A 19,313-nucleotide genomic window follows, 5' to 3' on the forward strand; every position below is an offset into this window, starting at 1 on the left:
CATCCATATATGTTACGTTCTAAACATTTTCGTCATCGAGACATCCAACTTTTCTACCAGTTCGCTCTGACCCACTCTTCAATCTGTTTTGCCGCTTCCTCAGAAGACAAATCGGTTGTATCCACCGTTGGCATCGCCGGGTCAAAGGCTTTATCCGCGTTCTGCAACAACCAGTTCGCAAAATTACGATGATCTTTAATCGCATTCTCGTCCCAGCCACGTGCTTGTAATCGCATCTCACGCGTCGCATCATCACAATGCAGATTGACGTAATGAATACGATCAAATCGTTCAATATATTGGGAGGATGCAATATTTTCGGGTACCATCGTGCCGCATAGAACGGTACCTCTTCCGCTTAACGAGATGCTATAAGCAACGCGCAGCCAATTCTCTTTGGCAATCTGCCAATCGACATTGTTGATGATATCCATATCAAAGACGTCAAATTCAGGCAAAAGCTTGCGCACATGTGATGACACCGTTGTTTTGCCCGTACCGCTCGCGCCTGTGATTACAAATAAAGGTAGTTTACTCATTAGAATATTCCTCCTGTTGTCGTCTTATAAGCTCTAATCTCGCTGTGAATCGATAGAATGCCATTCCTCAGTCCTTAGGCCGTACATCACTCGATGTAGAAATCTCCCATTCAAAAACTCATAATCTCGTAGCTCACCTTCACGTTGAAAACCCAGCTTCTCGGGTATAGCACGACTTCTCCGATTGTCCGTTGCTACTCCAATCTCCACTTTATTTAATCCAAGTTGCTCAAATGCGTGCTCAATCAGTACGTTGACTGCTTTCGTGATGAGTCCGTTTCCCTCGTATTCCTGTCCCAGCCAATAACCAATCTCAGCCTTCCTGTTTTCAAGGTCAATATCACAATATCCAATCGAACCCGCCAGTTCGCCTCGAAACCAGATCCCTAACCAGTATCCTTCCTCCTGCGCGTAACGCAGACGAGTGCGTTCGATAAAACCCGCTGAATCCTCTTCAGTCAAAGTCATATCAGGAATCCTGAGCCAGGCTCCGAGATGTTCCCGGTTACGATCAATTAATCGGAATAACGCTGTAGCGTCATTGGATGTAAAAAGCGAAAGGTACGCTGTATCTGTACGGTCTAAGGCATGTTTAAACATAATTAATCCTCCCAGATGTTTATTCTGAATCCTCCTTAATCTGCTACCAGCCAGCTTCAAATCTTAAATCGGTCGATATTCCCCTTCGAAATGAAATTGGTAGTCATCACTGATCCGAATGTATCCAAGAATACAGTCACCTCAGGATCTGTTCACGATCCCCGAGTAGTTGTGATTACCCACGTTTCCTTCTGCGACGAGTAAATAATCGCCCTCACAAGACACAACAATGCCAATGTGATCATGCGAGTCGTCAGACAGCAGTTTTTCATATACGACCAAGTCACCTCGCTCTGGCTTGAAACCATCTTCCTGATCAAGATAGAAAAATTCATTTTCAGGTAACCTGGCCCAGTCCAGCCACGCTCCAACTCCAGCTAAACGATACGTCCGGTTGGGATAACGAATAGGCAGCTTAATGTCAACCTGCATACAGCAATGATACACAAAAGCCGCGCACCAATTATCCTTAAGTATCGTGTGAATATCGCGGTCCGGCCAATACTGGCAAATCTGCCGAAAGTGTTCATCCTCTGGAACTCCGATAATCTTTTGTTTGGCCAACTTCTCTGCAGCATCAGCAAGGGCTGAGCGTCTTTGTTCACAGTAATCCTGTTTTTCTACCGTTGAGCCTGTGGAATCCATTTCATCCACCTCAACCGTCATTCCAAGCTCATGCAATATATGATGTAATCTGACCTTCTCCATCCTCGCCTTCGTTAAACTCTGTCTTACAGGAGAGAAGTTCATATGTAAATGGATCGCATCTTTTAAAATCTCTTCGTACGACCCCTGAACCTGCTGACATGCCTCTTGAACAAAAATCGAATTCAGTATGATATACAATTCTTCCTCACTGAATAGCTGTAAACCCCGGAGTAGCTGCCTTGCAGTATCTGCGCTATTAGGACCCGGGAAAACATTGATCCCGGTTCTGTAAAGGTAACATCCGTGAAGCAAACCTGTGATCGCGGCCAGTTCCTGGTTTACTCCTCTTCGAGTCGCAAGCAAGGAAGCGAAACTGGACACACCAACAAGTTGGATCCACACCTCTTCTTGACCCGGGAACCCTTCGTGAGACATTCTGCGAATAACACGTGACACTTCGTCTATTCTATTATTTCGGGTTCCTATAGTACCACCTGTGTTCATCTCATCGCAACCCTTCAACATTCTTGTGCGTCATCCGGCTACTCGCAAAAGCAAAGTAACAACTTCGCAGAGCCAAGCAAACCAACTCTACAGCAGCTGCTTTTTCAAATCCATCCGTATGTACGTTTTCTCGTAACTTGAACCATCTTCATTGTAGTAAACAGCCTGTTTGGAGTAAGGTTCAGAGATGGCATGATAACCGTGCTTCGAGATCAGCTTGATCATTCTGGGATTTTCGACAGGATCAACGCTCACAAACATTTCGCTATAACCCAATTCTTTCGCACGTTCTTCTCTATACCGAATCAATGCTGACCCAGCACCCTGACCGCGATATATTTCCTTAACGTACAGATCACTTAATTTAGGAACCAGCTTTCCTTGTAATTTAAGAACTCCAAACCCCATGATGACGCTATCCTCATCCTCGGTTTCAGCAAGGACTACAATGACTTCTTTATTTTCCTGCTGTTTCATGTAGGACATGAATAAGGTCTCGTTGTTTCGAACAGAACAGAGTCCTACGATGTCCCTGGCGACAGCTGTTCTTACGCTATATTTCATGAACTTGTACCTCCACAATCCGTTCACGACATTACTGACAAAGTCTCTCCAAAATAACAGCCACCCCGTCATTTTCATTCGTTTCTGTTATCTCTTTCGCTCTGCATTTTAAATCCTGAGTGGCATTCCCCATCGCCACAGGCCAACCACATTGATCAAACAGACCGATATCGTTTACATCATCCCCAAACACCATCACATCTTGCATTGCAACACCCATGGCGTCACAGATCACAGAGACGGCATGTTCCTTGGATGCATTCAACGCCGAGACTTGTGTTAATTCACCTTGATCCGTGAGCAATATGTTTAATTTTCCTTCAAAGCATTCTTGAAAAGCCACCCGGTCCAGATTGCCTGTGAAAAGGATCTTGGATGCTTCTTGCTGTTTAAGCTCCATTAAAGACCTGACCATAGGTTGCCCTTTTACTTTCATGATTGTCTCTGCATCATAAGGCTTCAAACTCATCCATACATCTCTCACTTCTAAACTAATGTCCAGATTCGGATTACATGCCAGACAATAGTCTAGAACCTCTGCAGTTAACGCAGGTGTGATTCCAAAGTGATTTTGTTTTCCATTATGTCTGCAATTTGTATACGCGCCGTTATAATACACAAATGAACCAAGCTCCAGCAATTTTTCCGGCAAAAAAGCTTTCACTGCCCTCGGCGGACGCGCCGTTGCAAATATGAATTTCATTCCACGATGGGCACAATCTTGAATCGCCTTTACGTTTCGCTCGGAGACTTCTTTGTTTGCCTTCAATAGGGTTCCATCCAAATCTACAATAATTACCGGGAATTCCATGGCACAGCCCCTGTCTCACTTTTGTGCACTTTTTAGAAAAAGTTATATATTCCATCTTCGAAATACCGATACTCTTCCTCCGTCAATCTCCGCTTGCCATACGCATCGTAAAAAATATCTTTATCCCGCTCATCCTCGAAGGCATTCGTTTTTGGCCGAATGGCCAAAGCCACGTCATACCGGGGATCACCATGAGCCGCCCCCGCCCAATCGATTATTCCCACGACTTCGCCGTTATGGACGAGTACATTATCGATAGTGAAGTCTCCATGTATTAAGGTGGGCGCCATATCGCCTGGTCGGTTTATTTTTAAATGAGCAAGTAGTTCTTCGGTTCCGTCTACTGAATAATGAGCCAGATTATACTCCGCTTTCGTTAATATATGATCAAGCCAAGCGTGCTCCACCTGTTGCCATTCGATCGGACATGGACATTCATGCAGTTGTTTCAAACAACGTCCTAAGCTGACAATCGCCTTTTCTTTATCTTTCTCAGGCGGATAACCGGCAAGAAATTGTCTCAACGATATTCCATCCACATAATCCATCAATAGCCATCTAGATTGATTCTCTATGTAAAATGAATGCGTTTTCGGAATAGGGATTCCTGTTCCTTGAAGAAGCTGCATTGCGGCATATTCATCAGACAACCATGCATTGTAGAGTTCGTGCTCTGTTTTTTTGATTACATATCTCTGATCTGCTGTCTCCAGAACGGCAACGGTAGAGGTGTGCCCTTGCCGAGGTAGCATAACCTGCTGTACCGTTCCAATCTGTCCTAATATCTCCGATGGAATATCTGCGAGTTGCATAGGATTTCCTCCTCCACCTAAGTGAGATGTTTAGTACAGTTATAGAGCGAGCAATCCCACCGAGGAGTTCCGCTATGCAAGTGAGTTACCGATGTGTTTAATAGATTTCCTCTGATATCCATATGAGTAAGAAGTCTTTTCATAGTAAGGCTAAGAAATGCTCCATGGCTTACAACTAATATGTTCTCACCTGAATGCCGGTTAGCTAAGTCGGCAAGGCACTGCCTTCCCCTTTTTAGAATCGATTCTTGAGATTCAATCCCCAAATCCAGCTTGGACCAGCTATACCCCCAACGATCCACACGTTCTTGCTCCGTCGTACCCTCAATCTGTCCGCAGTCCATCTCGCGCAACCTTTCGTCTACACGTATTTCAATCGAAATAGCTTTGCTAAGTATAGATGCCGTTTCCAATGCTCTCGATAAATCACTTGAATAGATGTAATGCCATTGTTCCGATCGAATTCGGTCAGCAAGCAAATGTGCCTGTCTTCTCCCCTCTGCATTGAGCGGGATATCGGTATGCCCTTGTGTCCGGTATTCATCATTCCAGTCCGTTGCACCGTGGCGGATAACGCCGATCATAGCCATATGTATTCCTCTTTTCTAGATACACTCATGAATCCCTGCATCTTCCATGTAAAACGAAGCTAACACATACATTTAGTATTCGTCAATGGCTGTCCTTGAGATCTATTGATCTCTTTTATGGACTGAGATTTGTTGTTTTATATAATGTGAAAACGAATGTTCCAAATATGCATAGAAGTGATATAGGGTACAGTATCCATTTGTTCACACGATCTTTATATCCGATAACCAAACAAAGGATGCCAATCCACGTAATGAGAAGTTGCCAAAAATTCAAACGTGATCCCTCTTATACAACGAGTGATGAAATGGGTTTCAGAAAATCACATACTATTTATTTTATTTTACACATGGATTTTCTATAAAGTATCGAAGATATATTATTTCCCATTTTATGCTACGTGACTATTGTGAGAAAGTATCCTGAGAATTTGCCCCATTACATAAAAAAAGAGCAAGAAAAATTATCTCCTTGCGTTCGTCAATATGACATTGTTTTATTCCCAGTCCCTTATTTTCACATAGGTTGCATCATAGCCTATAATTACTTCAGTTTTATCTGTAACTTCTTGCGCATCATAAATTAAATCTTTTCCATGTAAATCAACTGGATTTGAGTCCGCCTTTACGAATACACCGCAATCCTTTATGTAAATCTCATCTGGATGTTGAGAATCATATTGTAAGTTAGCTGGAAGAGAATCTGTAGAGACTTCGTGCGAGTCTATAGTGTTAATCTCAGAAGCTTGAATCATAGATGTTCCTGTAATTACTGTAGTCCCAATTACTACTGCAATCACAATCGAAGTGAAATTAATTTTCCTCATCATATTACTCCTTATGCTTAAAGAATTATCCATCTGTGACCACCGTATGATATGTAGTATTATATGAAACATAATTGATTATTTCAATAAATTCCAATATACTCAAAATTAATATCACACAAGATTGAATAGAGGATTGTAGGAACATTTAACCGCATATAAAAAGAAACCCCCTTTCGGGGGTCAATCGTTGATACAGCGCTATTTTCATCTCCACTTTCTTTCACTAGGCGTACATCATGTCCATGAATCCACGAGTTACATCTACGCCTTCTGCTTGTTCCGGCTGATCTGTCTCTGCATGTGCAGCCATGCAAGCTTTCACGGCTTCTTCCGTAGTACAACGATTAGCGTCGTCACATGTGTAGCATAAGTGAAGCATGTATCTTGTTAATTCATCCGCCTGCGTGAATTGAGTTTGACCGTTGGTTCTCATCTTCATCACTCCTTTTCTTCTTGAGTTAAATATAACATCATCTTCATGATTTATTTGTGATTAATTTCACAATGTATCAAAAAAATAAAATAAAAATAAAGGGAAAACCTCATTCGAGATCTCCCCCTTACACTTTCCCAAGCAGCAATATTAAAGTACTTTCCAATGTTCTCCGCCATCTACGGTTTGCAGTAGTAGCGAACGTTTGGCATCAGTATTCTCCACCAAGATCCAGCCAAGCTTCGGCGATACCATCTGCATTTTCACAATCTCAGGGTAGTCTTTGAAAATCTTTTCTAACACACTGCTCGTAGGGTAGGCTGTCCATGTTTTGCCTGTATCCTTCGAATAATACATAATGCCCTTCTGCATCGCCCAACCTTCCGATGGACTCAGAAATACAGGCGCCAGGTTGCGGTTAATCCCTGTTTGCTTATCCAGATTAAATGAATACGGCTTCCAACTTACGCCACCATCAGCTGTGAAGAAACCGCTGAACGTTATGCTCTCTCCGCTGGCACATGACATGGACATCCAGGCCGACTTCGCTTCACGTCCAAAAAATTGAGGTGCACTGATCGTGAAATTACCGCACGCTTTGAATTTATCCCGGTCAAAAAAGGAAGAACCCGTTCGCCACTGTTCGCCACCATCTGATGTCACGTACAGCTTCGGTGTACCGAACTCTATGGCACTCAGGAATCCATGCTTGGAGTCCGAAAACGTCATGCCCGTGGTGTAGCCACGTCTTGAAATTTCACCCGTTTGGGATTTATCCTTGTCATCACTGGAAGTCATTCGCTCCCAAGTTGTACCTCCATCTTGAGTACGATACAGGTTCTTGTCCTGTTTACCAATTCCCGTATCGAGTGTCGTCAGAACCCAGCCTTTCTCGGGAGAGACAAAGGATATCGCTGTTACCTTATCCGTCTTCGACAAGGAAGACAAACTCCAGCTCACGCCTCCATTATTGGTACGTAGCACAATCGTATCTGTGCCTCCCATCCCCTCTCGAACAATCCAGCCATGCATACGATCTACAAAATAAATACTTTCTCCATATTTCGGATTAGCCGGGAATTGCACATTCTCTGAGGGCGAAATGTTGGTCCACGTTTTTCCCTGATCCTGAGTGTAATAGAGCCGGAGCGCATTACGCGTAACTCCCCAGGCCAAGCCCCCGTTATCATTAATGAGTTGAAAATCGGTCAAACGAGTCTGAATCTGATATTTGGCCATCTCCGCTGCTTCGGTGTTATTGTTTGCCGGGGGTACAACAGTAAGAGTCTGACCAACGTTACCGCTGTCATCCTGTTCCTGAGGTTCTGCAACTGGCGGCTGTTCCGTTTTGGTACAAGCAACCAGTAACATCATGATACCTATAGACAGCATTGCTGTCTGCGCGATTTTTTTCCATTGCAAGCGCAAGTGGGTTCCACCTCTCTCATTCATCAGACAGACGCGCATGTCTCTGTGACGAAGTTATATTTACGATTCATCAGAATCCACTGCTCCTATTCTACCACAAACTTCGACCTAAAGGCTCACACCGCCGGGGAACCTGCCGAATGTTGAATATTTTTGCCGATCATTGTCCTTGAATACCAATATGTAGACCTTTTTTGAATCATTTGAAGTCTATTTATCCACCTTTTTAGCGGATTCCCCTTGGAAAATGAGATATGTTGTGAAAAAAGTTATAGACAAAACTCGCTTTATCTCCACATATCCCTTAATATGGATGGTAGTATACCCAAAAAGGAGAGGATAAGATTATGACAACAAGTTCAGCATTGAAGCCCAGTCGTGTCGTTATTATCGGCATGGGTGCGGTAGGAACAACAACGGGATACACGCTTATGCTCAGACAGCGTTCGTCCGAGTTGGTATTTGTGGATGTGAATCATGACAAGGCAACCGGTGAAATGCTGGATATGAACCACGGTTTACCATTTACCGGGGGCGTTAAAGTGTGGGCAGGCGACTATTCCGACTGCAAAGATGCCGATATCATCATCATTACTGCGGGTGCTTCACAAAAGCCGGGCGAGACTAGAATTGATCTGCTGAAGAAAAATGCAAGCATTTTCAAAGACATCATTGATCGAATTACCGAAGTCAACTCGCACGGTATTTTGTTAATTGCTACGAACCCTGTCGATATCTTATCCTATACGTCCTGGAAACAAAGCGGCTGGCCGGCTTCCAGGGTCATTGGCTCAGGTACATTGCTGGACAGCGCACGATTCCGTTATCTGATCGGTAAAAATAAAGGCATCGACCCCCGCAGCATTCACGCTCACATCATCGGTGAACATGGGGATTCCGAGGTGCCTGTATGGAGTCTGGCAAACGTTGCGGGAACAGACCTTGAACTGGACGAAGAAACCCAACAAGACATTTTCAATAGCACCAAAAACGCAGCTTACGAGATCATTAATGCTAAAGGAGCCACTTCCTATGCCATCGCTTTGGCACTCGATCGTATTGTCGCTGCCATTCTGGGTAACGAAGGCTCCGTTCTGAATGTTTCCACATTGCTTGAAGATTATAACGGCGTTTCTGATGTCTATCTGGGTGTTCCTTGTGTCGTAGATCGCCATGGCGTGCGTGAAATTCTGCCGCTTCCGTTGAATGAAACCGAGAGATTGGCCTTTCAGGCATCTGCAAGCAAATTAAAAGAACAGATTGCCGGACTGGAATAACATATACACTTATCCATTAAAAAAAGACCATTCAACAACTCTGCATAGAGTTCCGGATGGTCTTTTGATATGACGTGACTGGGCGCTCCACTTCCTTACAAGATTATCGTTTAATTTCAGCTCATTCATGATTATCATTAATTATTTCAGTCTTTAACTTTTTATTTTCTTCTGTTTACATAATAATAATGACGGAAACTAAAATTCAAATTTGATTGACAATCATACCTCCAACGATACCTAATAGAACAATGATCCATGGTGGGCATTTCCAGAAGTTCAGCAACACAAACAAAATACATACCACCGCAAAATCAGCAGGCGACAATACAGCTGTTGTCCATAGCGGCTGATAGAGTGCGGCTAACAGAAGACCTACAACTCCTGCATTGATTCCAGCTAACGCTCCTTGCATATGCGAATTACCGCGAAGCACATTCCAGAAGGGCAACGCACCGATAATGAGCAAAAATGCAGGTAAAAATATAGCGATTGTAGCAATAAACGCTCCTGCTCCGCCCATCGAAACTGCCCCAAGATACGCGGCAAATGTAAACAAGGGGCCAGGGACCGCTTGTGTTGCCCCATATCCAGCTAGAAAGTCATCTTTGCTCACTACACCGTGAGGTACGAGTTCTTGCTCAAGCAATGGCAATACGACATGTCCCCCGCCAAATACCATGGAACCTGCTCGGTACATCGAATCAAAAAGAGCGATCCACTCCATATTTATGGCCTGCCGCAGGATCGGCAACAGGATAAGCAGACCTGCAAAAGTGATTAAACACAGCACAGCCAAGCTACGGCGGATGGGCACATTCATTTTGATAACTGGAGTGACCGGAACATTGCGGTACATCCACCAGCCAATGAAACCTGAGAACAGGATTAATATGATCTGACTATATGGAACTGTCCGTAGTAAAGCCGCTGTAGCCACTAACACAGCAATGGTAATCCTCACCTTGTCCGGGGTAAGCTTCTGAGCCATGCCAAAAATGGCATGAGCAACAATTACCACTGCTACGATTTTTAAACCGCTAATCCAACCCGCATGGCCCACATCGTAACCTTTTAAAATAAAAGCAAACCCCACTAATATGAGCACGGACGGAAGAGTGAATCCAATCCAAGCCATCAATCCACCAAGCAGACCTGCACGCATGACACCGATCCCAATCCCCACCTGACTACTCGCTGGTCCAGGGAGAAATTGACACAACGCCACTAGATCAGCATAACTCTGCTCGTCCATCCATTTTCGTTTGCGTATATACTCGTTATGAAATTAGCCTAAATGCGCTGTCGGGCCGCCAAAGGATGTCAGTCCCAGCTTGGCAGCAACCATAAGCACTTCCCACAGCGCACGCCATCGGTTTGGTGTAACAGCCTGATCTTGATCATCCGAAGCAAGATTTCCCGTCTTCATCCTCGCCCATCTCTCCTAGCAGGTCATGTGTTGTTGTCCAGATTTTTTTGGATTCTCTCCAACTTATATCGTTCGTTTTGTACTAATTCATCACTTCGTTAACCGGAAGTTTGACATCCAGCAAAGCCATCGCCTCTTCTTTTTCCCGGCTGGTAACATGGGTGTATACCGTTGTCGTTTGAATGGAGGCATGTCCGAGCAGTTCCTGTACGGTGCGCAGATCAGCTCCGCGCCGCAACATCATAGTGGCGAACGAGTGGCGCAGCTTGTGGCTGGAATAGCTTTGACGCTGATGAACAGGAGCTTCCTGCTGGAAGCGTTCGAAGGTTTCAGTTGAGATGAGTTGAATGCTACGAATGGACAGACGCTTGCCTTTTTGCGATACAAACAGGGCCTCTTCCTTCTCGCCCCGCCACGGATTCAACCGTTCTTCAAGAGCCTGAGATAACACTTCTGCAACCGTTTCAGGAACCGGGATTGTTCTCCATTTTCTCCCCTTTCCGAACACATCGAGTGTGCGTCGCTCGGGGTTGTAGTCTTTACAATTAAGGGCATGCACTTCTCCCACCCGAAGTCCCATATAACCCATTAGCAGGAACAATGCCAGGTTGCGGGTGCGATATTTCCCTTCGACGGATGCCAAAAAGCGTGTCAAACCTCCTTCGTCCAGGAAGACTGGAGCACGATTTTTCTCGGTTTTGGACTTTTTGATGCCAGAAGCCGGATTGCTCGCCAGCACTTCGAGTTCAATGAGTGACTTGTAGAAGCAGTTGACTGCCGCGTGTTTACGGTTCCGGGTAGCATCACTCACGCCACGCTCCCGTGCACGGGACAGAAAAGCAAGCACATGCAACTTCTTCACTTGCTCCAGCGATTTTCCTTGGATAGAAGTAAGGAATTCCGTTACGTCCCCCGTGTAAGATTTGACCGTATATCCGGTGTACCCGGCATCCTTCATCCAGATATGAAAGGCCTGCAACTCATCCCCATATTGCTCCTGAACCTCTTCATTGATCACCTGCTCTTGTCACCTCCACTGACTTCAAATGTACTGATTGACCTGCTATACTGACTGACGTGAATGCAATGTATTTCTATTTCAAAATCGGTTTACTATTTGCAGAACACAGACGCCTAACTTAGTGGAAAATCAACCTCTTCGACGATCACAACATCAGCCATCAGCGAAATCGTCTCCGGTTTGCCCTCACAGCGTGTAAGTACAAAGGATGGGATCGGATTTTCATGAAGCTCATTAACCGATTCCGCCACCTGAACATACAGATCCAGAAGAACTGTCTCTCCTTCGCCTGGAATATCAATAACTGGCCAATCTTTGCGAATGCAATCCGCCCAAAAAGCAAGTTCATTCGCTGGAACAATGCTTAGCTGCTGCACTTTGGGATCAATCGGATATATTGCTTGCCGCTCAGGTTCATCCCCAAGCTTGTCCCATGGTAATGCATAATCACCTTGCTCGCTTGGTGGGGAATACAGGGAGTAACACCACGGAGTCATGCCCCAAACAACCAGCATCAGTCCCTCTTCAAGCAATACATCCAGTCGGCCTTCCGTGAAATGTTCAATTAAATTATGATTACCTGGCCCAAGCAATTCCTCTACTCGCTTCGCGAGACGACCCAGATCCGCCAGGATGAATCCTCTTCGGCCATAGGAGTCGAACACATGATGATTCCGAGTCCATGTTGCAGAAGGTGAATCGAGTATAGAGGCTTCTGCCGGGAACAGTGTGATATGTACGGTATTCACTTGTGCGTATTTCACCATCGCTAGCTGTTCCGGTTCTAACGGACCTTCTGCGATTCGGGGTGTTTTGCGGTGTAAAGCAACGCGAACCTCATATTCACCCTCTTTATAAGGTGCGAGATCAAGTTCAATCGGATAACTTATACCTTGAATTGAAGCTATTGAAATCTTGCTGTTCTCGGTTAGACGAACCGCGTATTGTACGTAGGATATTTCGGCTCCATACAGAACATTAGCATCCTCACGGTGCACAGGTGTCTGCAATAGCTGGGCGATCACGGAAACTTTGCGACCATCCTCCAGATGTCGTTGTGGATCGATGTCCAACTGCAGATTATCTGTTTCATCCTCTTGTGATATGATCAGCTTCGCCTCAGCGAGAACGGTTGAATCCGCAAGTGCAAACCCAAAATGCGACGAGTGTTCATTAAAATTGTTATGTAATGGTTCTTTCATACGTTAACCCCTCTCTTCGGTTCTGGTTGCAGATCACACCCCCAAATATATTTCATATTTGGTTCATCCGCAACCCCGACCTGCTGATACACTCAGCAGGTTTCCTTTATCCTTTACCCAGGTGAGCGACAAATTTAACGCAGCAAACTTCTTTTAATCGTTAGTTTTAAACATCTCTTTTTAACCAACGACTCCTATATTGTTGCACAAAAAAATCCCTGCTCCTTCGCTTGGCGATTGGGGAGCAGGGAAAGATTCAAAGCTTATTTTTCAATTCACTTCCGCCGAAGTGGATTCAGATGACTATGATGACGACCATAGGCAAAATAAATGATTAATCCGACAATCAGCCAGCCAAAAAACGTAATCCATGTCAGAGCTGCAAGGCGAGTCATCAAATAGAAACAGCCGAGAGCACTCAGAATCGGAATCAATGGCACGAGCGGAACACGGAAACCCCGTTTGAGATCAGGGTTATTTTTACGCAATACGATAATCCCGATACTCACTACAGCAAAAGCAAACAACGTACCGATGTTCGTAAGTTCTGCCAGATGGCCAAGAGAGATGAAGCCGGAGAACAGTGCAACAATGATACCTGCGAGCCAGCTACCCACTGCCGGTGTCTGACTTTTACCACTTACCTTGGAGAAAACGGGAGATAATAGACCATCACGTGACATGGAATAGAGCAGACGGGTCTGACCATACATCATGACGAGCAAGACCGTTGTAATTCCCGTAATGGCTCCAAGGGATACAATCCATGACAACCCGTTTAATTGAACGAATTCAAAAGCAAACGCAACCGGATCACTAACATTTAACATGTTGAATGGCACAATGCCCGTGAGAATCAGAGATACTACAATATATAGGACGGTACATACGGCAAGGGATGCAATAATACCTATCGGCAAATCCCGCTGCGGGCGTTTCACTTCTTCAGCTGCGGTTGATACAGCATCAAATCCGATATACGCAAAAAATACTGTAGCTGCACCCGCCGTTACACCGGAGAAGCCAAACGGCAAGAAAGGATGCCAGTTCGCTGGTTGAACATAAAACACACCCACACCGATGAAGATTAGCACCACGATAATTTTAATGCCTACCATGATTCCATTCGCTCTCGCCGCTTCTTTTACTCCTCGAGTCAACAGGAAAGTAATCATTAACGTAATCAGAGCCGCTGTAATGTCAAAATACGTACCTTTCTCCGGATTAAACGCACTGGTTAATGCATGAGGCAATTCCAATCCAAATCCGGATAATAAAGTCTGGAAGTACCCTGACCAACCGCTGGCTACCGCCGCACTCGCAAAGCCATATTCCAGAATGAGATCCCAACCTAGAATCCACGCAATCACTTCACCAAATGCAGTGTAGCTGTACGTATAAGCACTTCCCGATGCCGGGATGGTGGAAGCAAATTCAGAGTAACATAAGGCGGCAAACGCACAGATGATGCCCGCCAGTAAAAAGGATAATACCAGACCAGGGCCTGCATACTTGGCAGCTGCGACACCTGTCAGTACAAAAATGCCTGTACCAATGATCGCTCCTACACCAAGCGTCGTTAAATCAAAGGCCCCAAGTGCCCTCTTCAACACACCGCTTTCATTGGATTGGCTGGCAATCGGCTTTTTACGGAATAACACACTGATTTTCTCATTTCTACTCATACGCATGTTCCTTTCATGGTGAATCTCGAATGTGTTGCCGCGTAATTAGGACGAAATAACATTTCTCATCTGTTCTATGAAAAACTCATTTGTTCTATCTTATCCATCACCTATAAAAACCTATCGAATTCTACACGTTATCGCGTTGAATGATTAAATTTATTTTTGAAGATGGCTTATTTTGACCTTTATGCACGAAAAATATCACGTTCTGTTACCCATGCTGAAGGATGAAAATGGATTTAAATAAAAACTGCGTATAATTTATATTATGCGCAGTTTTTTGAATACTTTTTATAGATCGAAATCTAACTTTTATCGTTGTTAAATGAATTTATGAAAATGAACTGTTTTTTCGTCTTTTTTCGCTGTCATTTCTTATCCTGATTCGGATTGTGTCCCTACTGTTCGTAATAAAAAAGCCGCTAGCAATTAGCGGCTTCTTTCAACACATTTTCATATAGACCATATCCAGGCCAGTGACCAATGATCATATCCGAAGGCTATTTCACTACGATACTTTTTATCCTAACCCAGATCTTCCCCGTTGGATTCAATCACTTTTTGATACCAGTAGAAACTGTTCTTTTTACTTCTTTTCAGTGTGCCTTTGCCCTCGTTATCCTTATCTACATAAATGAAACCATAGCGCTTGGCCATTTCACCAGTGGAAGCACTCACAATATCGATGCAACCCCAGGCTGTATAACCGATCAGGTTAACGCCGTCACGAACAGCTTCTCTCATCTGTTCAATGTGGGCGCGCAAAAACTCAATCCGGTACGTATCGTTAATGGTGCCATCCTCTTCAACGACATCCACTGCACCCAGGCCATTCTCTACAATCATCATCGGAATGCGATATCGATCATAGACATGGTTCAGCACGTACCGGAGCCCAACCGGATCAATCTGCCAGCCCCAGTCCGTCGCTTCTAGATACGGATTTTTGTACCCACCAAAAACGTTACCTTGGGTTTCATCCCCTTCTGGTCGCGTACCTACCACATGAGATTTGTAGTAGCTAAAGCTATAGAAATCTACACAACCTTGTTTAAGAACTTCTTGATCGTCTTCAGCCATTTGAATGTGGATATTTTTCTCTGCAAAATACCTCTTCGCAAAGTCAGGATATTCGCCTCTAACTTGCACGTCACTGCTCATCATATTGTTGATTTGATCCATTCTTAGCGCTTGCAACATATCTTCCGGTTTACATGTGCTTCCGTACCCGTGGCTGTAATTGATCATACAGCCGAGTTTGAAGTCTGGATTGATCTCATGTGCAAGCTTGACCGCTTTGGCACTCGCCACGAATTGATGGTGCAGCGCTTGAAATCTCATCTGCGTGCTGTCTACGGATGTATTGTTAAATACACCGCCTTTTTTATCAACCAGCAGAGCTCCTGCCAGGTATGCACCTGCCGGAACAATCAGGCTATTAATTTCGTTAAAAGTAATCCAATACTTCACCACGTCTTTGTAACGATTAAAGATGGCGTCGCAATACTTTACATAACAATCGATCATTTCTCTGGAAGCCCAAGCATTAAATTTCTTAGTTAGAGCAAACGGTGCTTCATAATGCGAGATCGTAACGATGGGTTCGATATTATACTTTTTCAATTCATTGAACACATTGTCATAAAATTGAAGCCCTGCTTCATTCGGCGCTGCATCGTCTCCGTTCGGGAAAATTCTGGACCATGCGATGGACATTCTATAACAACGGAAACCCATCTCTGCAAACAGACGAATATCTTCCTTGTAATGATGGTAAAAATCTACCGCTTCATGAGAAGGATAATGAACCCCCTCCTCAGTTGTTATCGTTATCCGACGGGGAACCGTATGGGTTCCGCCTGTCATCATATCAGCTGTACTTGCCTTTTTACCATCAAGGTTCCAGGCACCTTCGTATTGATTCGCCGCTGTTGCACCACCCCACATAAAAGATTCAGGGAAACCATTTTTGTTATTCATGAACCATTCCTCCTTAAATTACCTTTAAATAATTTTGATCAATTTTTCACCAATCGTAATCGATGGCTTGTCCGTGTTGATCACATCTACAAAATCATGTGAATTCGTAACGATAATGGGGGTAGTCAGGTCAAAGCCTTTCGCCGCAATCGCATCCGTATCAAACTCAATGAGTAAATCTCCAGCTTTTACAGTATCGCCTTCTTTGACGTGAACCTTAAAATGCTCACCTTTCAACTTCACCGTGTTCATTCCGATGTGAATGAGAAGCTCCGCACCATCATTTGAACTAATACCGATGGCATGGGACGTAGGGAAAATCGCAGATACCACACCATCTGCTGGTGATACTAGTTTTCCAACCGCAGGTTCAATAGCGACCCCTTTTCCCATAGCTCCCGTTGCAAAAGCTTCGTCCTTAATCGTGGATAACTCCAGAACTTTACCAGTCAATGGTGCAACGAGAATATGTTCAGAAACACCGGCAACAGCTACACGATCGTTTGTAGACGTTTTTTCTTGTGTTTCTTGAATCTTTCCATCCTCGGGTACATCTTCAAATCCCAAGATAAGAGTCATGATGAAAGTAACTACAAATGCAATCACACAACCAATTGCCGCATGAACCAAGTTCCATGGATGATCCGTGATAAATGCGGGTAACGTAGCTATACCTGCAATACCCAGAGCCGATCGAGCTACACCGAACAATCCGACATAAACACCAGCTACAACGCCACCAACGATTACAGCAATCAGTGGTTTTTTCAATCGTAAATTTACACCAAACAAGGCAGGCTCGGTAATTCCGAGCAAGGCAGTGATGCTTGTAGAATATGCAACTTGTTTAAATGCTTTATTTTTAGTTTTCATAGCAACTGCAAGCGCAGCAGCACCTTGAGAAATATTGTGTACAAGCATACCTGGACCAACAATGCTATCGGTCTTCGTCTGAGCATACGCAGTGAGCACTACAGGTCCTAAACTATAATGCATACCTGTCATAATCAAGAACGGGAATGCCCCGCCGATAATACCAGATACTAACCATCCTGCATGTGTATTCACAAAAGAAACGCCTGACGCAAGGTAGTTACCCGCAATGGCACCGATTGGACCTAGTACAATCAGCGTTAATGGAGCCATGATAAGGATTACGACCAACGGTTTAAGAATAGATTTAATAACCGATGGAGAATACTTCTCCGCAAAGCGTTCAACATATGACAAGATCCATACCGCTAAAATAATCGGAATAACCGACGAAGTGTACGTCGCTGGCGTGACAGGCAGTCCTAAAAACGAAACAGGCTCACCTGCAGACATCAACGCCCCTAAGGAAGGATGCAACAGAACACCAGCAATCGTTAATGCAAAGCCTACGTTAGCTTTAAGCTTAACAGCCGCACTCCAGGCAAGCAGCATCGGCAAGAAGTAATACGCCGCATCACCGATAAACGTCATAATCGTATTGAACTGCCCATCCAGATCGACGAGATCAAATGTTTTCAAAATAAGAAGAACGGCTTTGATCATCGCACAACCAATCATGGCTGGCAGGATCGGTGTAAAGATTCCGGATATCGTGTCCAGAAGCGTAGTCAGTTTTCCTTTTTTCACAGTAGGGGCATCATTATTGGTTGCAAAGTTCCCCAGCTGCGTCAAAGCTTTATACACATTGTTTACCTCGTTACCGATAATGACCTGATACTGCCCACCACTGCTGGCAACACCTACAACCCCTTGGACATTTTTTAAAGCTTCATCATTCGCGACCTTCTCGTCTTTCAGATTAAATCGCAACCTTGTAGCACAGTGTGTTACACTATCTACGTTTTTTTCTCCACCAACCAGTTTTAAAATCTCGGCGGCTGTGCTTTCATGTTTCATGTACTGCTCCCCCTCAAACGTTTTTAGGTATAAAAAAAGACCTAGAATTCTATCGAATATAGATAAGCTCTATACACGATGGAACTCTAGGTCTTGCCTGCCTCACCAGTAACAATCCTAGTATACTCATTATAGTGGCCGATGAATTATTCCTTCTCTTCATCAATGACCCTTTTGATATGAACCGTTAAATATACCAATTCGTCTTCTGTTAATTCTTTTCCATAATCGACCCGAATCAGCTGTGCAATTCGGAGACTGCATTGATATTCATTCGCATACTTTTCCTTAATGATATGGAGAAAATCACTGTCACCACTTTTCACAACCGTATGATTAAACAAGCGGTAGGCGAAAAATTTCAAATGAGTGACAAGCCTGGAATAATGAAGCGAGCTTTCATTGAAATGAATATTAAACTGATATCGAATAATATTCAAGACTTTATGAATGAACTGTGTAATCTTCATGGTTTCTTCCATTTCGGATCCCAATTCTGCATTGACAATATGAAGTGCAATGAACCCAGCCTCATCTTCAGGCAGTGTAATGTTGAATTCTTCATTAATCATATCCCGGGCTTTCATAGCCACGCGAAATTCATTGGAGTAAAACGCTTTAATCTCAGACAACAACGCATTATTGAAATTCATACCTTGCTTATAACGCGCCACTGCAAAATTAATATGATCCGTTAACGTTAGATATATATTTTCATTGAGTTCCTTGTTTAGAGACTGCTTGGCGTATTGAATAATGCTATCGGATACACGAATATATTCCATCGGGATTTGTGCCAGCAGGGCATATAATTTACCTGTTACATTTTTGGATTTCAGAAAAAATTCTTTCTCAATTTTGTCTGTGTCCACATCGTCTCCCTTTTTCTTCTGAAAACCGATGCCACTGCCTAAAAGCATCATCTCCTGGCGCCGTTCATTCACTGCACAGACGACATTATTGTTAATAATTCGTGTAATCTTCATCGGAATCTCCTTTTAAAATGAAACGTTAACAGAATTTAGCAACAAAAAAAAGACCATTAATTATGCACACATGAAAGAATA

At 43.9% G+C, this 19,313-nt stretch carries 17 protein-coding genes and 1 pseudogene; 1 reads left to right on the forward strand and 17 read right to left on the reverse strand.

All coding sequences use genetic code 11. The features are described from left to right. Positions 1-53: 53 nt before the first annotated feature. From MHI38_RS03585 to MHI38_RS03630, 10 genes are all read right to left on the reverse strand, one after another. On the reverse strand, positions 54-539 hold the full coding sequence (locus tag MHI38_RS03585) for an AAA family ATPase (RefSeq protein WP_154890396.1): 486 nt from the start codon (positions 537-539) through the stop codon (positions 54-56). Positions 540-572: 33 nt separating this feature from the next. Then, positions 573-1,139, reverse strand: coding sequence for a GNAT family N-acetyltransferase (locus MHI38_RS03590; protein ID WP_154890397.1), 567 nt, complete (start codon positions 1,137-1,139; stop codon positions 573-575). A gap of 141 nt (positions 1,140-1,280) precedes the next feature. Continuing rightward, entirely contained in the window at positions 1,281-2,291 is a 1,011-nt protein-coding gene (locus MHI38_RS03595; protein WP_341180977.1) for a CHAP domain-containing protein, read from the reverse strand. Between the two features lie 87 nt (positions 2,292-2,378). Next, positions 2,379-2,855, reverse strand: a complete 477-nt coding sequence (locus tag MHI38_RS03600) for a GNAT family N-acetyltransferase (protein ID WP_154890398.1) — start codon at positions 2,853-2,855, stop codon at positions 2,379-2,381. 31 nt (positions 2,856-2,886) lie between these two features. Continuing rightward, complete coding sequence (locus MHI38_RS03605) at positions 2,887-3,666, reverse strand: HAD family hydrolase (protein ID WP_341180978.1); 780 nt, start codon at positions 3,664-3,666, stop codon at positions 2,887-2,889. A gap of 32 nt (positions 3,667-3,698) precedes the next feature. Beyond that, a complete protein-coding gene (locus tag MHI38_RS03610) occupies positions 3,699-4,478 on the reverse strand; it encodes a phosphotransferase (protein ID WP_154890400.1) in 780 nt (259 codons plus the stop codon). A 17-nt stretch (positions 4,479-4,495) separates the two neighbouring features. Then, positions 4,496-5,068, reverse strand: a complete 573-nt coding sequence (locus MHI38_RS03615) for a histidine phosphatase family protein (protein ID WP_154890401.1) — start codon at positions 5,066-5,068, stop codon at positions 4,496-4,498. A 497-nt stretch (positions 5,069-5,565) separates the two neighbouring features. Then, on the reverse strand, positions 5,566-5,895 hold the full coding sequence (locus tag MHI38_RS03620) for a hypothetical protein (RefSeq protein WP_186809712.1): 330 nt from the start codon (positions 5,893-5,895) through the stop codon (positions 5,566-5,568). Positions 5,896-6,121: 226 nt separating this feature from the next. Beyond that, complete coding sequence (locus tag MHI38_RS03625) at positions 6,122-6,331, reverse strand: hypothetical protein (protein WP_090916580.1); 210 nt, start codon at positions 6,329-6,331, stop codon at positions 6,122-6,124. 150 nt (positions 6,332-6,481) lie between these two features. After that, complete coding sequence (locus MHI38_RS03630; RefSeq protein ID WP_090916582.1) at positions 6,482-7,759, reverse strand: WD40/YVTN/BNR-like repeat-containing protein; 1,278 nt, start codon at positions 7,757-7,759, stop codon at positions 6,482-6,484. A 347-nt stretch (positions 7,760-8,106) separates the two neighbouring features. Between MHI38_RS03630 and MHI38_RS03635 the strand changes: the two genes are divergently transcribed. Next, a complete protein-coding gene (locus MHI38_RS03635) occupies positions 8,107-9,036 on the forward strand; it encodes an L-lactate dehydrogenase (RefSeq protein ID WP_154890403.1) in 930 nt (309 codons plus the stop codon). A gap of 205 nt (positions 9,037-9,241) precedes the next feature. On the opposite strand, the pseudogene MHI38_RS03640 reads toward MHI38_RS03635, so the two are convergent. From MHI38_RS03640 to licT, 7 genes and pseudogenes are all read right to left on the reverse strand, one after another. Next, positions 9,242-10,384: pseudogene (locus MHI38_RS03640) on the reverse strand (chromate transporter). 163 nt (positions 10,385-10,547) lie between these two features. Continuing rightward, on the reverse strand, positions 10,548-11,483 hold the full coding sequence (locus MHI38_RS03645) for a tyrosine-type recombinase/integrase (protein WP_090916588.1): 936 nt from the start codon (positions 11,481-11,483) through the stop codon (positions 10,548-10,550). Positions 11,484-11,599: 116 nt separating this feature from the next. After that, positions 11,600-12,688: a hypothetical protein gene (locus MHI38_RS03650; RefSeq protein WP_154890405.1), complete on the reverse strand. Its 1,089-nt coding sequence runs from the start codon at positions 12,686-12,688 to the stop codon at positions 11,600-11,602. A 275-nt stretch (positions 12,689-12,963) separates the two neighbouring features. Continuing rightward, positions 12,964-14,373 (reverse strand): amino acid permease, encoded by a 1,410-nt coding sequence (locus MHI38_RS03655; protein ID WP_154983493.1) that lies wholly within the window; start codon positions 14,371-14,373, stop codon positions 12,964-12,966. 528 nt (positions 14,374-14,901) lie between these two features. Further along, positions 14,902-16,356: a family 1 glycosylhydrolase gene (locus MHI38_RS03660; RefSeq protein ID WP_154890407.1), complete on the reverse strand. Its 1,455-nt coding sequence runs from the start codon at positions 16,354-16,356 to the stop codon at positions 14,902-14,904. A 24-nt stretch (positions 16,357-16,380) separates the two neighbouring features. Further along, the gene (locus tag MHI38_RS03665; RefSeq protein ID WP_308721681.1) at positions 16,381-18,246 is read right to left on the reverse strand and encodes a beta-glucoside-specific PTS transporter subunit IIABC; all 1,866 of its coding nucleotides are present in this window, start codon (positions 18,244-18,246) and stop codon (positions 16,381-16,383) included. Between the two features lie 146 nt (positions 18,247-18,392). Then, entirely contained in the window at positions 18,393-19,232 is an 840-nt protein-coding gene (gene licT, locus MHI38_RS03670; protein WP_154890409.1) for a BglG family transcription antiterminator LicT, read from the reverse strand. Positions 19,233-19,313: the final 81 nt, after the last annotated feature.

Origin of the sequence: Paenibacillus sp. FSL K6-1558 (assembly GCF_038002565.1) — a bacterium.
Taxonomy (GTDB): Bacteria; Bacillota; Bacilli; order Paenibacillales; family Paenibacillaceae; genus Paenibacillus; species Paenibacillus polysaccharolyticus.